Origin of the sequence: Stenotrophomonas sp. 1278 (genome assembly GCF_029892765.1) — a bacterium.
GTDB classification, from domain to species: Bacteria; Pseudomonadota; Gammaproteobacteria; order Xanthomonadales; family Xanthomonadaceae; genus Stenotrophomonas; species Stenotrophomonas indicatrix.
This window is the reverse complement of sequence record NZ_JARXWD010000007.1, coordinates 66,186-82,321: the sequence shown is the minus strand read 5'-3', so window position 1 is coordinate 82,321 and position 16,136 is coordinate 66,186. Positions and strand designations below refer to the sequence as shown.

Sequence of the window (16,136 nt, the reverse complement as noted above, 5' to 3'; positions counted from 1 at the left end):
CGACCTCAGCGGTAAGCGGCATCGGCGGCACGACGCTCGGCGATCTCGGATTCGAGACGGTCGCCCAGGGCCAGCAGCTGCGGCTTGGTAACGATGTTTTCGCCACGATTCTCGAAGTGGTACTCGAGGATGTGGGTCTCGACGATCGAGTCCACCGGGCAGCTTTCCTCACAGAAGCCGCAGAAGATGCACTTGAACAGATCGATGTCGTAACGCGTGGTACGGCGGGTGCCGTCCTCGCGCTTGGCCGAATCGATGGTGATGGCCAATGCCGGGCACACCGCTTCGCACAGCTTGCAGGCGATGCAGCGCTCTTCACCGTTGGGATAACGGCGCAGGGCATGCAGGCCACGGAAGCGCGGCGACTGCGGGAACTTCTCCATCGGGTACATCATCGTGTACTTCGGCTTGAAGCTGTACTTCAGCGTCAGCCAGAGACCGGCCAGCAGTTCGAGCAGCAGCAGGCTCTTGAAGTAATGGGTAATCCTGTTCATCACTTAGACGCCCTTTTGAATCACGCCGAAGAACACCATGACGGCGGTAACCGCGATCCAGAAAATGGTCAGCGGGATGAAGACCTTCCAGCCCAGGCGCATGATCTGGTCATAGCGGAAGCGCGGGAAGCTTGCTCGGAACCAGATGTAGGCGCTGGCGAAGAAGAAGACCTTGACGAACAGCCACGGCCAGCCGCCCTTCCAGATCCAGTCGATGAACGGCGAGATCTCGCCCGGGTTGACCCAGCCCTGGATCGGGCTCAGCCAGCCGCCGAGGAAGAAGATCGAGATCAGGAAGCTGATCAGGATCATGTTCGCGTATTCGGCCAGGAAGAACAGGGCGAACGCACCGCCGGAGTACTCGACCATGTGGCCGGCGACGATTTCCGACTCGCCTTCCACCACGTCGAACGGCGCGCGGTTGGTTTCGGCGACGCCGGACACCCAGTACACGACGAACAGCGGGAACAGCGGGATCAGGAACCAGTCGAAGAAGCCGGAGCTGCCGGCCTGGGCCATCACGATGTTGCTGAGATTGAGGCTGCCCGAAGCGATCATCACGCCGACCAGGGCGAAGCCCATCGCGATTTCGTAGCTGATCATCTGCGCCGAGGCGCGCATGGCACCCAGGAACGCGTACTTCGAGTTGGAGGCCCAACCGGCAAGGATGATGCCGTAGATGCCCAGCGAGGTCATCGCCAGCAGGTACAGCAGGCCGGCATTGGCGTTGGACAGCACCAGCTGATGGTCGAACGGCACCACCGACCACGCGGCGAAGGCCGGGGCCAGGGTGATCAGCGGCGCCAGCAGGAAGATCGCCTTGTTGGCGCTGCTGGGCTGCAGGACTTCCTTGAACAGCAGCTTGAAGACGTCGGCGAAGGCCTGGAAGATGCCCATGCCCACGTACATCGGGCCGTGGCGGACGTGCATCCAGCCGATCAGCTTGCGTTCCCAGACCACGTAGAAGGCCACCGAGACGATCACCGGGACGGTGATCACCAGGATCTTCAGGATGATCCAGATCAGCGCGCCGATGTCACCCAGGCCAAGCAGCCACTGGTGCAGCGGATCGACCGCGTTAATCAGCAATTCGTTCATGCAGCCACCACCGAAACACGAGCGGCACCCAGCGGCGCGGTTGCGCCGTGGCCCGATTCAATCCAGACCGAACCCGCAGCGACGCGGGCGTCGACCACCACCGGCAGGGTGGCCTTGCCGGCATCGGTGCCGACCTTGGCCATCTGCCCTTCCTGCAGCTGCAGGCGGGCGGCATCGTCAGCGTTGAGCACGATGCGCGGGGCGTTGTTGAGCGGATGCGACTGCAGCGCCGGGGCGCGACGGACCACCGCATCGGTGCGGTAGATCGCAGCGGTCGAGGCCACTTCCATGCCCTCGCCCGCCAGCACCGGCTGTGCCGAAGCGGACACCTGCACGTTCACCGGTGCCAGGCTGGCGCGCAGGCCGGCCAGGTCGATGAACTCGAAACCGGCCACGGCCAGCTCACCGCCGAGTGCACGCAGCACGCGCCAGCCCTCGCGGGCCTCGCCCGGCAGCTTGCCGCCGGCACGCGCCGACTGCTCGCGACCATCGAGGTTGGTCAGGGTGGCATCGATTTCCGGCAGCGCACCGATCGGCAGGATCACGTCGGCAACGTCGCGGGTCGAGGCGCAGGCGAACTGGCTGAAGGCCACCACCTGTGCGCCGACCAGCGCCTTGCGCGCGGCCGGAGCATCGGCGAAGTCCAGGCCCGGTTCCAGGCCGTAAACCACGTAGGCCTTGCGCGGATCGGCCAGCATCGCAGCGACGTCCTTGCCGGCCGGCAGTACGCCGGCGCGGGTCAGGCCGATCGCATTGGCGCCCTGTGGGATGCGGCACAGCTTGGCACCGGTGGCGGCGGCGAAATCACGCGCAGCGGCGCGGATCGCGGCAGCCTGCGGATGGTTCTCGGCGATGCCACCGACGATCAGCACCGTATTGGTACCGCCCTGCACCGCCGAACGCAGCTCGGCGTTGGCCAGCGCATCGGCGAACTTCGACGGAGCCACGATCTGCTTGCCGGCAACGCTGAACGCGAAGTCGAAGTCGACCGGGTTGACCACGTGGATCTTCGCGCCGTTCTGGGTCTGCGCCTTGCGCAGGCGGGCGTGCAGCAACGGCAGCTCGTGGCGGATGTTGCTGCCGAGCACGACGATGCGGTCCGCGCCTTCGATCTCGGCCAGCGGCAGGCCGAACACTTCGGCAGTGGCGGCGTCGGAGAAGTCGCGGTTGTTGATGCGGTGGTCGATGTTGGCCGAACCCAGGCCGGTGGCCAGGCGGGCCAGCAGTGCGCCCTCTTCGTTCGACGTCGACGGGTGCACCAGCACGCCCAGGTTGTCGCCCTGGTTGGCCTTGAGGATCTCGGCGGCCGCGGCCAGGCCTTCAGCCCAGCTCACTTCCTTCCACTCGCCGTTGACCTTGCGCAGCGGCTTGACCGCACGGTCTTCGCTGTACAGGCCCTGGTGCGAATAACGGTCACGATCGGACAGCCAGCACTCGTTGACCGCCTCGTTGTCGCGCGGCACGGTACGCAGCACTTCGCCGCGACGCACGTGCAGGAACAGGTTCGAGCCCATCGCGTCGTGGTAGCCCAGCGATTCGCGCGCGGTCAGTTCCCACGGACGGGCGCGGAACTGGAACACCTTGTTGGTCAGCGCGCCGACCGGGCACACGTCGACGACGTTGCCCGAAAGCTCGGTGGTCAGCGGCTTGCCGTCGTAGGTGCCGATCTGCAGGTTTTCACCGCGGTACATGCCACCCAGTTCATAGGTACCGGCAACGTCGGCGGTGAAGCGGACGCAGCGGGTGCACTGGATGCAGCGGGTCATCTCGGTGGCAACCAGCGGGCCCATGTCCTCGTCGGCCACCACGCGCTTGCGCTCGTTGAAGCGGCTGACCGAACGGCCGTAGCCCAGCGACACGTCCTGCAGTTCGCACTCGCCGCCCTGATCGCAGATCGGGCAATCCAGCGGGTGGTTGATCAGCAGAAACTCCATCACCGAGCGCTGGAACTTCAGCGCCTTTTCACTGCGGGTGGCGACCTTCATGCCTTCCATCACCGGCGTGGCGCAGGCCGGTGCCGGCTTCGGCGACTTTTCCACATCCACCAGGCACATGCGGCAGTTGGCAGCGATCGGCAGCTTCTCGTGGTAGCAGAAGCGCGGAATCGAAATGCCCGCCTTGTCGGCGGCCTGGATGATCATCGAACCCTTGGGCACGACCAGCGACTTGCCATCGATCTCGATGGTGACGTGGTCCGGTGGCACGCTGGGATTTATGGGTTGCGCGCTCATGCAGCGGCTGCCTCCACCTTCTTGCCGTCAACCATCGAATGACCGTTGACGATGTAGTACTCGAATTCGTCCCAGAACTGGCGCAGGAAGCCCTGGATGGGCCATGCCGCCGCTTCGCCGAACGCACAGATGGTATGGCCTTCGATCTGGCCGGCCACGGTCTTCAACTGGTGCAGGTCTTCCATCGTGGCCTTGCCGGCGACGATGCGCTCCAGCACGCGGTGCATCCAGCCGGTACCTTCGCGGCACGGGGTGCACTGGCCACAGGATTCCTTGTGGAAGAACTGGCTGATGCGGCAGGCGAACTTGACGCAGCAGACGCTGTCATCCAGCACCACGACCGCACCGGAGCCCAGGCCGGAGCCCAGCGCACGGATGGTGTCGTAGTCCATCGGCAGGCCCTTCAGTTCGGCCGCGGTCAGGACCGGCATGGACACGCCGCCCGGGATCGCGCCCTTCAGCTTGCGACCCGGCTTGAGGCCGCCGGCCATTTCCAGCAGGTCGTCGAAGGTGGTGCCCAGCGGCACTTCGAAATTGCCGCCCTTCTGCACGCAGCCGGACACCGAGAAGCACTTCGGGCCGCCATTGGCGGTCAGGCTCAGGCCCTTGAACCACTCCGGACCATTGCGGATGATCGCCGGCACCGAACCGTAGGTTTCGGTGTTGTTGATCGTCGACGGCTTGCCATACAGGCCGAAATTGGCCGGGAACGGCGGCTTGTAGCGCGGCTGGCCCTTCTTGCCTTCCAGCGATTCCATCAGCGCGGTTTCTTCGCCGCAGATGTAGGCGCCGGCACCCAGGGCGCCGTAGATGTCGATATCCACGCCCGAGCCCAGCACGTTCTTGCCCAGCCAGCCGTTTGCATAGGCATCGGCCAGGGCCTGCTCGAAGTGCTCGAACGGCTCGTGGTGGAATTCACCGCGCAGGTAGTTGTAGCCCACGGTCGAACCGGTGGCGTAGCAGGCAATCGCCATGCCTTCGACCACCGAATGCGGGTTGTAGCGCAGGATGTCGCGATCCTTGCAGGTGCCCGGCTCGGATTCATCCGAGTTGCAGAGGATGTACTTCTGCACGTTGCCCTTGGGCATGAAGGACCACTTCAGGCCGGTCGGGAAACCGGCGCCGCCGCGGCCGCGCAGGCCCGAGGCCTTGACCATCTCGATGACCTGCTCCGGCGGGATCTTCTCTTCGAGGATCTTGCGCAGGGCAGCGTAGCCACCGGTCTTCAGATAGCTTTCGTACGACCACGGGGTGTCGTAATGCAGGGTGGTGTAGACCACCTGGTGCGGCAGCGGCGCGGGGCCGACCGGACCCTTGGATTCGTGGTGATGTGCCATGCCCTTACTCCAGCCCGTCCAGAAGCTCGTCGACCTTTTCCAGGGTCAGACGCTCATGGTAGTGACCATTGATGACCATCATCGGTGCACCCGCGCAGCCGGCCAGGCACTCTTCCTCGCGCTTGAGGTAGACGCGGCCGTCAGCGGTCGACTGACCGTTCTTGATGCCCAGCTTCTTCTCGCAATGGCGCACGATGTCTTCGGCGCCATTGAGCCAGCAGCTGATGTTCGTGCAGATGGCCACGTTGTTGCGACCCACCTTCTCGGTCTCGAACATCGAGTAGAAGCTGGCAACCTCGTAGGCCCACACCGGCGGCAGGTCCAGGTACTTGGCCACGCCGGCGATCAGCTCGTCGGTCAGCCAGCCCTGGTTCTGCTCCTGGGCAGCATGCAGACCCTGCAGCACGGCAGAGCGCTTGCGGTCCGGCGGGAACTTGGACAGCCAGTGATCGATGTGAGCGCGGGTTTTGTCGCTCAACACCACCATCGGGTCGACGTCGCGCGCCGCCTCGAAATTACCTGTCGCCTTCATCGGCCGACCTCAGCGAAATGCATAACGTGAAATTGCAGAAACTGCGGCGCCGGCTTGCGCCGGCTGCCTGCAGCGGGCGTTGGCGTGGCGGACGGCATTACCGGTCAACCTCGCCGAACACCAGATCGTAGGTACCGATCATCGCCACCACGTCGGCCAGCATGTGGCCGCGCACGATCGAATCGATCGAGGACAGGTGGGCAAAGCCCGGCGCACGAAGGTGTACGCGGAACGGCTTGTTGGCGCCGTCGGAAACCAGGTAGCAGCCGAATTCGCCCTTGGGCGCTTCAACCGCAGCGTAGGTCTCGCCGGCCGGCACGCAATAGCCTTCACTGAACAGCTTGAAGTGATGGATCAGCGCTTCCATGTCGTCCTTCATGTCCTCGCGCTTGGGCGGAGCGACCTTGAAGTTCTTGACCATGACCGGGCCGGGGTTGGCCTTCAGCCATGCCACGCACTGCTTGATGATGCGGTTGGACTCGCGCATTTCGGCAACGCGGCACAGGTAGCGATCGTAGCAATCGCCTTCCTTGCCCAGCGGGATGTCGAAATCGACGGCATCGTACTTCGCATAGGGGCGCTTCTTGCGCAGATCCCAGGCGACGCCCGAGCCACGCAGCATCACGCCGGTCATGCCCCACTGGTGGGCCAGCTCCGGGGTGACCACGCCGATGCCGACGGTACGCTGCTTCCAGATACGGTTGTCGGTCAGCAGGGTCTCGTATTCGTCGACACGGCCCGGGAACTCATTGGTGAAGTTCTCCAGGAAGTCCAGCAGCGAACCTTCGCGCGAGGCGTTGAGGTTCTTCAGGGCCTTGCCCTTGTGCCAGCGCGATTCCTTGTACTTCGGCATGTGGTCCGGCAGGTCGCGGTAGACACCGCCCGGACGGTAGTACGCCGCGTGCATGCGCGCGCCGGAGACCGCTTCGTAGCAGTCCATCAGCTCTTCGCGCTCGCGGAAGGCGTACAGCATCACCGCCATCGCACCCAGGTCGAGCGCGTTGGAACCCAGCCACATCAAGTGGTTCAGGATGCGGGTGATCTCGTCGAACATCGTGCGGATGTACTGCGCGCGCTCCGGCGCCTCGATGCCCATCAGGGTCTCGATCGAGCGCACGTAGGCGTGCTCGTTGCACATCATCGACACGTAATCCAGGCGATCCATGTAGCCGATCGACTGGTTGAAGGGCTTGGATTCGGCCAGCTTCTCGGTACCCCGGTGCAGCAGACCCACGTGCGGGTCGGCACGCATGATGGTCTCGCCGTCCATCTCCAGGATCAGGCGCAGCACACCGTGCGCGGCCGGATGCTGCGGGCCGAAGTTCATGGTGTAGTTGCGGATTTCCTGCCGGCTTTCGGCAGCGTTGCTGGCGAATGCTTCGCCGGCCTGGTGTACGTGACTCACTTCACTGCCTCCTGCGAGCGCTCGCCGGCAGCGGTCTGCAGGCGGGCGTCGTCGCGGATCACGCGCGGCACGCCGACGCGCGGCTCCACCGAGGTGACCGGTTCGTAGATGACACGCTTCTTTTCTTCGTCGTAGCGGACTTCGACGTTGCCGATCAGCGGGAAGTCCTTGCGGAACGGATGGCCGACGAAACCGTAGTCGGTCAGGATCCGACGCAGGTCCGGGTGACCTTCGAAGATCACGCCATACAGATCGAACGCCTCGCGCTCGAACCAGTTCAGGCCCGGCCAGATGCTGGTCAGCGAGGACACCACCGGCAGCGCTTCGTCAGGCGCGAAGCAGCGCAGGTGCATCATCAGGTTGTGCTGGTACGAACGCAGCTGTGCGACCACGGCAAAGCGCTGGGTCGGCATGTGCTGCGGACGGGCACCGTCGGCGCTCTCTTCGCTGGGGAACTCGCCCCAGGCGAAGCGGCCCTGGGCCTTGCCCTCGACACCGCGGCTGAAGCCCTGCGAGGACACGTCGGCGGTGTCCCACTCATCGGAGCCATAACCGAGGTAATCGACGCCGCAGAGGTCCACGGCCTGCTCGAAACCAAACTCGTCACGCAGCGCGAGGGCGGTGGCGTGCCACTCAGCGGCAGGCACTTCCAGCGTCACTTCGCCGCGGGGTTCGACCACGATGACCTTCGCACCAGCGAAACGTGCGGAGAGTCGGTCGATGAAGGATGCTTGCTCTGCCATGGGGGCTTGGCGCGCTCTTGTCAGGTGAAGGGGTCAGCGGGCGATGGTCTGTGTACGCCAGATCTTCTTCTGCAGCTGCAGGATCCCGTACACCAGCGCCTCGGCGGTCGGCGGGCAGCCCGGGACGTAGACGTCCACCGGCACCACGCGATCACAGCCGCGCACCACAGAATAGGAATAGTGGTAGTAACCACCGCCATTGGCGCAGCTGCCCATGGAGATCACCCACTTGGGGTCGGGCATCTGGTCATAGACCTTGCGCAGCGCCGGGGCCATCTTGTTGACCAGGGTGCCGGCGACGATCATCACGTCGGACTGGCGCGGCGACGGGCGGAACACCACACCGTAGCGGTCAAGGTCCAGGCGCGCTGCACCTGCGTGCATCATTTCGACCGCACAGCAGGCCAGACCGAAGGTCATGGGCCACATCGAGCCGGTGCGTGCCCAGTTCAGCAGCGCATCGACGCTGGTGGTGACAAAGCCCTTTTCCAGCAGCGGGTTGTCGCCTTCCGGCCGCAGGATGTCGTCAACCCGCCCTTCCGGGACAGGATTGGTCATCAGGCCATCGAGAGTCTGAATCACTCCCATTCCAGCGCTCCCTTCTTCCAGACATAGATGAAACCGAGGAACAGCATGCCGACGAACAGACCCATGGTGACGAGCGAACGCGCGCCAAGCTCCATGAAGACCTGCGTCCACGGCACGATGAAGATGATTTCCAGGTCGAAGACGATGAACTGGATCGCGATCAGGTAGTAGCGCACGTCGAACTTCATACGCGCGTCTTCGAAGGCTTCGAAGCCGCACTCGTACGGCGACAGCTTTTCCAGATCGGGGCGGCGGGGACCGAGGAATCGACCAACCAGCATCAGCGTAATGCCGATACCGGTGGCAACGATCAGAAACAGCAGAGACGGCAAATATTCGGCCAGCACAGCGATTCTCTCTTGCCTCTGCCGCTGCGCCTGCAGGCGCTTTGGCATGGGGGAGTGGACGGGAAGCTGCCTGGCGCCTTGCGCGCCAGACCAACCCGCTTTACTTACTAAATGGTGCCCAAGAGGGGACTCGAACCCCTACGACCTAAGTCGCTACCACCTCAAGGTAGTGCGTCTACCAATTCCGCCACCTGGGCAAACGATCACATCAGACTATCTTCCCGATGCGCCGCGTATTGTAACCGGCTTCAGTCTTTCTGGGAGCCTTCCGAAGGCTTTTCTTCACCAGAAACCGAAGATTCCGCCTGAGCCGGCACAGTTGCGGCCGGAACCGGGGCGGCCGGGACCGCATCGGCCTTCGGAACGGCCGGCAATTCGCCCGCCGGAGCGGCCGGAGCGCTGGCCGCCGGGGCGGACATCAGACCCAGATCCTGATCGGCGGCCGGGCGGTTGCCATGGCCGGCGTACCAGGCCATGAAGAGGCTGATGCCGAAGAACACCACGGCCAGCCACTTGGTCGACTTGGACAGGAAGTTGGACGCGCCACGCGCACCGAACACGGTCCCCGAGGCGCCAGCGCCAAAGCCCGAACCTGCCGCCGCACCCGAGCCACGCTGCATCAGGATCAGCGCGACCATGGCCACGGCAACCAGCACGTAGACGACATTGAGGATCAACATCAGCATTGGAAATCCGCCCTCGGACTAGAGTGCCGGCGGCTAGCCGGCAACCGTAACTAATTGTTTGCCGCCGCCTCTGCGATGGCCAGGAAGTCGGCGGCCACCAGGGAGGCACCACCAACCAGCCCACCATCGACATCCGGCTGCGCGAACAGTTCCCCGGCATTGTCGGGCTTCACGCTACCGCCGTAAACAATGGGCAGTGAATCAGCAATTCTAGCATCGATGCGCGCGACTTCGCCACGAATGAACGCGTGCACCTGCTGCGCCTGCTCCTTGGTTGCGGTACGGCCGGTTCCGATCGCCCAGACCGGCTCGTAGGCGACCACGGCATTGGCGAAGCCTGCGGCCCCGACAAGCTCGAGCACCGGGGCCAGCTGGCTGGCGATGACCGCCTCGGTCTGCCCGGCCTCGCGCTGCTCAAGGGTTTCACCGACGCACAGCACCGGCACCAGGCCAGCATGCAGGGCGGCAGCGAACTTGCGCGCGACCAGTTCGCTGCTCTCGTTGTGGTACTGGCGGCGCTCGGAGTGGCCGACCAGACCATAGCGGGCACCCACCTCGTGCAGCATGGCCGCACAGACCTCACCGGTGTAGGCGCCCTTCTCGTTGCTGCTGACGTCCTGTGCACCAAAGGCCAGGCCGGTCTCGCCGAAGTCTTCGACCAGCTCACCCAGATAGGGCATCGGCGGCAGGATGACCACCTCCACCCCGCTCTTGGGCAGCCCGGCAGCGACCTGCCCCAGCAGTTCGGTGGCGAATTGACGGCTGCCGTGCAGCTTCCAGTTTCCAGCGACGATCTTGCGGCGCATGAGCGGGTGGCTCCTGTGTGAACTCAGCCGCCCATGATACCTGCTGCGGCAAAAAACCGTTTCCGTGTAAGCGGTTACATGGATTTTCAGCCAACGGCGCAGCCCCTCGTGGCAGGGGTTGGGGCTGGTTGGTCGCGGAGAGCCCGGTGGGGATCTGGAGGCTGGCCGGTCGGGTGGGCTGCGCAGGGGACGCTGCAAGTACATCCTTGTAAGCTCGTAGGCGCCATCCATGGCGCCTGCGCCCTGCGCAGCCCACCCGGCCGGCCCCTGACACATTCCGGCGATTCCGCCCGCCACGGAAAGAAAAAAGAAGATCAAGAGCAAAAGCGAAAGCGAAAGCGAAAGCGAAAGCGAAAGCAGAGCTTCAACCCCTCCCTGCTTCGAGACCTGACAGATCTCATCCACGCATGGCGTGGATAAATAGATAGATCGTGTCGACCAAGGTCGACACCTACCAACAGCCGCGGGAAATTGTCGGGGGCGGGGCGGTGTGGGTTGGCAGGACCGTTGGCGCCATGGGCCCGAGGCATGCCTCGGGCGGGTTGGGCAGGACGCCCAACCCCGGTCTTGCCGTGCGCGCAGGACAGCGCACACGAGCAAGGCGCCATCGAGCCCCCAGGGATGGGTTTACGGCGTGTCCTGCCAGGCCACACCGCCCCGCCCAACCCACAGAAGCCCAGAGCCGCTTTGGCTTTGGCTTTGGCCTTGGCCTTGGCCTTGGCCTTGGCTTTGGCTCTGGCCTCTGCGGGTGCAGGGTGCAACCCTGCCGAACCCCCTCCGCTGCGCTCGCCGGGCATGGCCCGGCGCTACCCGTAACAAGAAGGCCGCCTTTCGGCGGCCTTCTTGTTACTTCAGCTTGATCTCGCGCAGGCGCTCTTCGAGGAAGCCGTGCGCGGTGATCGGTTCCGGGTACCGGCTCGGGTTCTCCTCGGTGATGCACGAAGGCAGCACGTCGATCAGGAAATCCGGGTTCGGGTGCAGGAAGAACGGCACCGAATAGCGCGGCTGACGGGCCAGCTCACCCGGGGGATTGACCACCCGGTGGATGGTCGACGGATACACGTGGTTGGTCAGGCGCTGCAGCATGTCGCCGATGTTGACCACGATGGTGTCCTCGTCCGAGGTGAACGGCACCCAGTCTCCGTCATGCGACTGCACTTCCAGGCCTGCCGCGCTGGCACCGACCAGCAGCGTGATGAAGTTGATGTCGCCATGCGCACCAGCGCGCACGTTGGGAATGTCGTCGGTGGTGATCGGCGGGTAGTGGATCGGGCGCAGGATCGAATTGCCGAAATTGGTCTTGTCGGCGAAGAAGTGCTCCGGCAGGCCGATGTGCAGAGCCAAGGCCGAAAGCACGCGCGAACCCAGGTTGTCCAACGCCTGGTACAGGCCGTAACCACGCTCACGGAAGCCCTCGACCTCGGACGGCCACAGGTTCGGCGCCATCACGTCCCGATACTTGGAGTCGTCGGCGATCTCGCGGCCGATGTGCCAGAACTCCTTCAGGTCGAAGTGCTTGGAGCCCTTGGCGGTCTCCACACCGAACGGGGTATAGCCACGGGCGCCGCCGCTGCCAGCCACGTGGTACTTCCGCTTCGTCTCATCCGGCAGTGCGAAGAAGGCCTTGAAGACGTCGTAGGCCGCATCGATGTCGGCCTGCGGAATGCCGTGGTTGCGGATGCCAGCAAACCCCCATTGGCGATATGCCGCCCCCAGCTCGGCCACGAAGGCGTCGCGGTCACTGTCGAAACGGGTGATGTCGAGGGTGGGGATCTGGCTCACAGCGGTTCCTGGCTTGTCGTTGAGTCGGTACGGGCCCGCCATGCAATGGCGACCGATCTGAACATTGTGACAGATAGATCGGAACACGCCACCGACACGCTGAAACAAACCGATACAATGCGCCACCCGCGCGCGGTTTAACGACTTCGTCACGCCGGGAATCGCCCCGTTGCCCACCTGAACCCGCCCCGCCATGGATGCCGCCCTGCCCGACGCCACCGCCGCTGTTATTTCCGGCCCTGCCCGACGCTGGCGCCGGCTGGCCTGGTGGTCCTTGTTCGTGGCCGCCAACGCCGTGCTGGCCGCGCTCATCGCGCTGGGCAACGTGCCGCTACGCGATAACCCCGGCGGCACGCTCGGCCTGGCTTATCTGGCGTTCGCCCTGCCTGGCCACCTGCTCGCGTTCGGTGCCTTGGCTGGCCTGCTGCCGCTGGCCATCGGCCTGTGGCCGCGCAGCGCGCGCGCATTGAGCGTCTCGGCGGTGATCTGCCAGGGCCTGTGGCTGTGCCTGCTGCTGGTGGATGCCAAGGTCTTCGCGCTGTATCGCTTCCACCTCAACGCGATGGTTGCCAACATGGTGTTCGGCGGCGCCCTGCAGGATCAGGTCAGCCTGTCCTGGAAGACCTGGCTGCAGGCGGCGGCTCTGGTATCGGCGATTTTCGCCGCGCAGGGCCTGCTGGCCTGGGCGTGCTGGAAGCTGCTGCCCGCAGCGCCACGGCGGCGGCGGGTACTGCAGGCCTGGGCGGTGGTTGCCCTGCTGATGGGCGGCGGCCAGGTCGCCACTGCCTACTACGACGCGCTCGGCGAACGCGCAGTGATCAGCCAATGGAACTACCTGCCATGGGCGCAGCCGATCACCGCCAAGAGCGCGATGCGCCGCTTCGGCGTGGTCAGCCAGCACCAGGTCGGCCTGCCCGATCCGCGCCATGCCCAGCTCAACTATCCGTTGCAGCCCCTGCGCTGCCAGAGCCACCAGCGGCCGAACGTGCTGATGGTGGTACTGGAGTCGTTGCGCCATGACGTGCTCACCCCGCAGTTCATGCCCAACGTGTCGCAACTGGCCCGTTCCTCGCGGGTATACGAACATCATTTCAGCACTGGCAACGCCACCCGTTATGGTCTGTTCGGGCTGCTGTACGGCCTGCCGGGTGGCTACTGGCCCAGCATGCTCGACGAGCAGCGCGGCTCGCAGTTGTTCAAGGTGCTGGGACAGCAGGGCTATGACCTGCATCTGTATGGCAGCGCGCCGCTGTACAGCCCGGAGTTCGATCGCACAGCGTTCGCCGATGTCCGCGACCAGTTGCACCAGGGGCCGTCCGAACTGACCTCCGACGGCCGTGATGCCGCCATCGTCGCTGGACTGCAGAAGGACATCCGCGCCAGCCAGGCTGCGCAGCGCCCGTGGTTTGGTTTCGTGTTCCTCGATTCCACCCACGCGCCCTACCACATGCCGGCCGGCTATCCGCCGCTCGCTACGCCGATGGCCGATGCCATCGATTTTCTCAAGTTCGGCCCCGAGCACGATCCAACGCCGGAATTGAACCGTTATCACACCGCGGTGCATTACGCCGACAGCCTGATTGGATCGCTGCTGGATGACCTGCGTGCACAGGGACTGGACCAGGACACGATCGTGCTGGTGACCGGTGACCACGCCGAGGAATTCAACGACCTCAAACTCAACTACTGGGGCCACAACGGCAACTTCTCCAACCACCAGCTGCAGGTGCCTTTCGTGCTGCATTGGCCCGGCCAGGGTGGCGGCCGCGACGCGCGGGTCAGTTCGCATGAAGACTGGGTGCCGACGCTGATGCGCCACGGCCTGGGCTGCGAGAACGCATTGACCGACTACAGCACCGGCCACGACCTGCTGGCTGCACCGACCGGCAAGCGTGCGCTGGTGGTGGAAAGCTGGTCGCAGCGTGCGGTGCGCAATGGCGAGGCGATCTACGTGTTCGACAAATTCGGCAACGCCACCGCGCTCGATGCGCGCTACCGCCCCCTGCCGCAACAGACCCCCGACGCCGCCAGCATCCGCGCGGCATGGGAAGCGCTGACGCGCTTCCGCAACCGCTGAATCCAAGGACTGATCCACCATGAACCGTCCGCTGCGCATCCTGCATACCGAAGCCGCCAAAGGCATGGGTGGGCAGGAGATCTACATTTTCCGCCACATGCAGGTGATGCGCGCGCGCGGCCATGACGTCGCCCTGCTGTGCCAGCCGGACGCGCGCCTGGCAAAGCGCGCGCGCGATGATGGCTTCACCGTGCATACGCTGCGCATGGGCGGCCTGGCCCGGCTGCTGCGCGGCATCTGGTCGGTGTCACGGCTGGTCCGCCGCGAGCGCTACGACGTGGTCAACACCACCAGCCGTCGCGATGCATTGATTGCCGCCGCGGGCGCACGCCTGGGCGGCACACCGCTGGTAGTGCGCTCGCGCCACCTGATGAGCCCGGTGAATTCGCTGCTGACCTACACCGGCCTGCCGCACCGGGTCATCACGGTGAGCAATTTCGTCAAGCAACTGCTGGCCGACCGTGGCATTCCCGCCGATCACATCGGCATCGTGCCGCCGATGGCGGTTGCGCCAACCGACGCCACGCATGAGCCCTCCTGGCAGGCGTTGCAGGAGGCGCGCGCACGCGTGCGCGCCGAGCTCGGATTCGACGAACAGGACATCGTAGTGGGCTGCGTGGCCGTGCTGCGCGAACCCAAGGGCCACGCCGAACTGCTGCAGGCCATGGTGCCGCTGTGCAAGGCCAATCCCCGCCTGCATCTGGTGGTGGTCGGCGATGGCCAGGCAGTGATGCAGCGCCTGCAGGCCACGTGCGCCGAGCACGACCTGCAGCACCAGGTCCATCTGCTGGGCTTCCGCAGCGATGCCAGCCAGCTGATGCCCGGCTTTGACATCTTCGCCCTGGCCACACACAAGGAAGCATCGGGCACGGTGTTCCTGGAAGCGGCCCAGGCCGGCCTGCCGATCGTGTCGCATCGGGTCGGCGGCGTGCCTGAAATGCTGGTGGAAGGCAGCAATGCCATCCTCACTCGACTGGGTGACAGCGGCGCCCTCACCGGCGCGTTGCGGCTGCTGGTGGACGATCCCGAGCGTCGCCGGCAGATGGGACGTTCCGGCTGGGACTGGATCCGCAGCGCCAAGCGTTTCAGCCCCGAAGGCCACGCTGAAGCCACCGAACACTATTACCACCAATGGATGAAGGAGCTGGGTCATGGCTAATGCCAGAACCGTACCGGTGCTGATGCATCACCACGTCAGCAACTCGCCCGGCATGATCACGGTGTCGCCGGAGAATTTCGAAAGCCAGATCGCCTGGCTGGCGCGCACCGGCTGGACCTCGTTGACGCTGGACCAGTACGCCGGCTTCCTGGCCGGCAAGCCGGTGCCGCGCAAATCGATCGTGATCACCTTCGATGATGGCTACCTGGATAACTGGGTCTACGCCCATCCGATCCTGCAGAAGTACGGCATGCACGCGGTGGTGTTCGTGGTGACCGGCTGGATGCACGAGGGGCCGATGCGCCCGCATGCCGGCATCGCCGGCGCCACGCTGCCGGAAACGCCCGAACATCGCGCCTGCGAAGACCTGATCTACAAGCAGGGCCGCAGTGACGAGGTGATGATGCGCTGGAGCGAAGCACGTGCAGCCATCGAGGCGGGCACGTTCGAGATCCATTGCCACACCCACACCCATACGCGCTGGCTGCGCCGCCAGGACCTGGATCGCGCCCAGCGCCGCGCCGGCATCAGTGGCGACCTGTCGATGGCCAGGGAAGTGCTGCTGGAGAAGCTGGGCGAAGTGTCGGACACCCTGTGCTGGCCGTACGGCGATTTCGACCAGGACTACATCGAAGTGGCACGTGAGCAGGGGTTCCGCTACCTGCATACCACCCATCCCTTCGGCCGCAACGTGGTCGGCGGCGATCCCGAGCGCATCTACCGCTTCGCCATCCGCAACCGGCCGGCAAGCTGGCTGCGCAAGCGCATCGCGTGGAGCTACAACCCGTTGATCGCACCGCTGTTCAACGGCTTCAAGGCGCGGCAGAAGAAGATGGTGCCGGGGCCGTGAT

At 64.9% G+C, this 16,136-nt stretch carries 15 protein-coding genes and 1 tRNA gene; 3 read left to right on the top strand and 13 right to left on the bottom strand.

Annotation, left to right across the window (positions count from 1 at the left end; translation table 11 throughout):
- Positions 1-5 precede the first annotated feature (5 nt).
- The 13 genes from nuoI to M2299_RS09000 all read right to left on the bottom strand — a co-directional run bounded on the left by nuoI (position 6) and on the right by M2299_RS09000 (position 12,091).
- Positions 6-494 (bottom strand): NADH-quinone oxidoreductase subunit NuoI, encoded by a 489-nt coding sequence (gene nuoI / locus M2299_RS09060; RefSeq protein WP_005417924.1) that lies wholly within the window; start codon positions 492-494, stop codon positions 6-8.
- A 3-nt stretch (positions 495-497) separates the two neighbouring features.
- Positions 498-1,592: an NADH-quinone oxidoreductase subunit NuoH gene (gene nuoH / locus M2299_RS09055; protein ID WP_025876209.1), complete on the bottom strand. Its 1,095-nt coding sequence runs from the start codon at positions 1,590-1,592 to the stop codon at positions 498-500.
- Complete coding sequence (gene nuoG / locus M2299_RS09050; protein WP_025876207.1) at positions 1,589-3,823, bottom strand: NADH-quinone oxidoreductase subunit NuoG; 2,235 nt, start codon at positions 3,821-3,823, stop codon at positions 1,589-1,591. Before nuoG ends, nuoH begins: the two co-directional genes overlap by 4 nt.
- Positions 3,820-5,160: an NADH-quinone oxidoreductase subunit NuoF gene (nuoF, locus tag M2299_RS09045; protein ID WP_025876206.1), complete on the bottom strand. Its 1,341-nt coding sequence runs from the start codon at positions 5,158-5,160 to the stop codon at positions 3,820-3,822. The genes nuoG and nuoF overlap by 4 nt, the downstream gene beginning before the upstream one ends.
- A gap of 4 nt (positions 5,161-5,164) precedes the next feature.
- The gene (gene nuoE, locus M2299_RS09040; protein ID WP_025876204.1) at positions 5,165-5,692 is read right to left on the bottom strand and encodes an NADH-quinone oxidoreductase subunit NuoE; all 528 of its coding nucleotides are present in this window, start codon (positions 5,690-5,692) and stop codon (positions 5,165-5,167) included.
- 97 nt (positions 5,693-5,789) lie between these two features.
- Positions 5,790-7,097, bottom strand: coding sequence for an NADH-quinone oxidoreductase subunit D (locus M2299_RS09035; protein WP_025876202.1), 1,308 nt, complete (start codon positions 7,095-7,097; stop codon positions 5,790-5,792).
- Entirely contained in the window at positions 7,094-7,840 is a 747-nt protein-coding gene (locus M2299_RS09030) for an NADH-quinone oxidoreductase subunit C (RefSeq protein WP_025876200.1), read from the bottom strand. Before M2299_RS09030 ends, M2299_RS09035 begins: the two co-directional genes overlap by 4 nt.
- 33 nt (positions 7,841-7,873) lie before the next feature.
- The gene (locus M2299_RS09025) at positions 7,874-8,428 is read right to left on the bottom strand and encodes an NADH-quinone oxidoreductase subunit B (RefSeq protein ID WP_025876198.1); all 555 of its coding nucleotides are present in this window, start codon (positions 8,426-8,428) and stop codon (positions 7,874-7,876) included.
- The gene (locus M2299_RS09020; protein ID WP_005414075.1) at positions 8,419-8,775 is read right to left on the bottom strand and encodes an NADH-quinone oxidoreductase subunit A; all 357 of its coding nucleotides are present in this window, start codon (positions 8,773-8,775) and stop codon (positions 8,419-8,421) included. Before M2299_RS09020 ends, M2299_RS09025 begins: the two co-directional genes overlap by 10 nt.
- Positions 8,776-8,887: 112 nt before the next feature.
- Positions 8,888-8,972, bottom strand: a tRNA-Leu gene (locus tag M2299_RS09015).
- Positions 8,973-9,023: 51 nt separating this feature from the next.
- Entirely contained in the window at positions 9,024-9,461 is a 438-nt protein-coding gene (secG, locus tag M2299_RS09010) for a preprotein translocase subunit SecG (RefSeq protein ID WP_025876192.1), read from the bottom strand.
- A gap of 50 nt (positions 9,462-9,511) precedes the next feature.
- Positions 9,512-10,267, bottom strand: coding sequence for a triose-phosphate isomerase (tpiA, locus tag M2299_RS09005; RefSeq protein WP_025876190.1), 756 nt, complete (start codon positions 10,265-10,267; stop codon positions 9,512-9,514).
- Between the two features lie 846 nt (positions 10,268-11,113).
- On the bottom strand, positions 11,114-12,091 hold the full coding sequence (locus M2299_RS09000; protein ID WP_280884229.1) for a 2-oxoglutarate and iron-dependent oxygenase domain-containing protein: 978 nt from the start codon (positions 12,089-12,091) through the stop codon (positions 11,114-11,116).
- 151 nt (positions 12,092-12,242) lie between these two features.
- On the opposite strand from M2299_RS09000, the gene M2299_RS08995 reads away from it, so the two are divergent.
- From M2299_RS08995 to M2299_RS08985, 3 genes are read left to right on the top strand one after another with little or no spacing between them, the layout of a single operon-like run.
- Positions 12,243-14,126 carry a sulfatase-like hydrolase/transferase gene (locus M2299_RS08995; RefSeq protein WP_238379108.1) on the top strand — a complete coding sequence of 628 codons (1,884 nt, stop codon included), beginning with the start codon at positions 12,243-12,245 and terminating at the stop codon, positions 14,124-14,126.
- 19 nt (positions 14,127-14,145) lie between these two features.
- The gene (locus M2299_RS08990) at positions 14,146-15,285 is read left to right on the top strand and encodes a glycosyltransferase family 4 protein (RefSeq protein ID WP_180830897.1); all 1,140 of its coding nucleotides are present in this window, start codon (positions 14,146-14,148) and stop codon (positions 15,283-15,285) included.
- A complete protein-coding gene (locus tag M2299_RS08985; RefSeq protein ID WP_033831646.1) occupies positions 15,278-16,135 on the top strand; it encodes a polysaccharide deacetylase family protein in 858 nt (285 codons plus the stop codon). The genes M2299_RS08990 and M2299_RS08985 overlap by 8 nt, the downstream gene beginning before the upstream one ends.
- Position 16,136 lies beyond the last annotated feature (1 nt).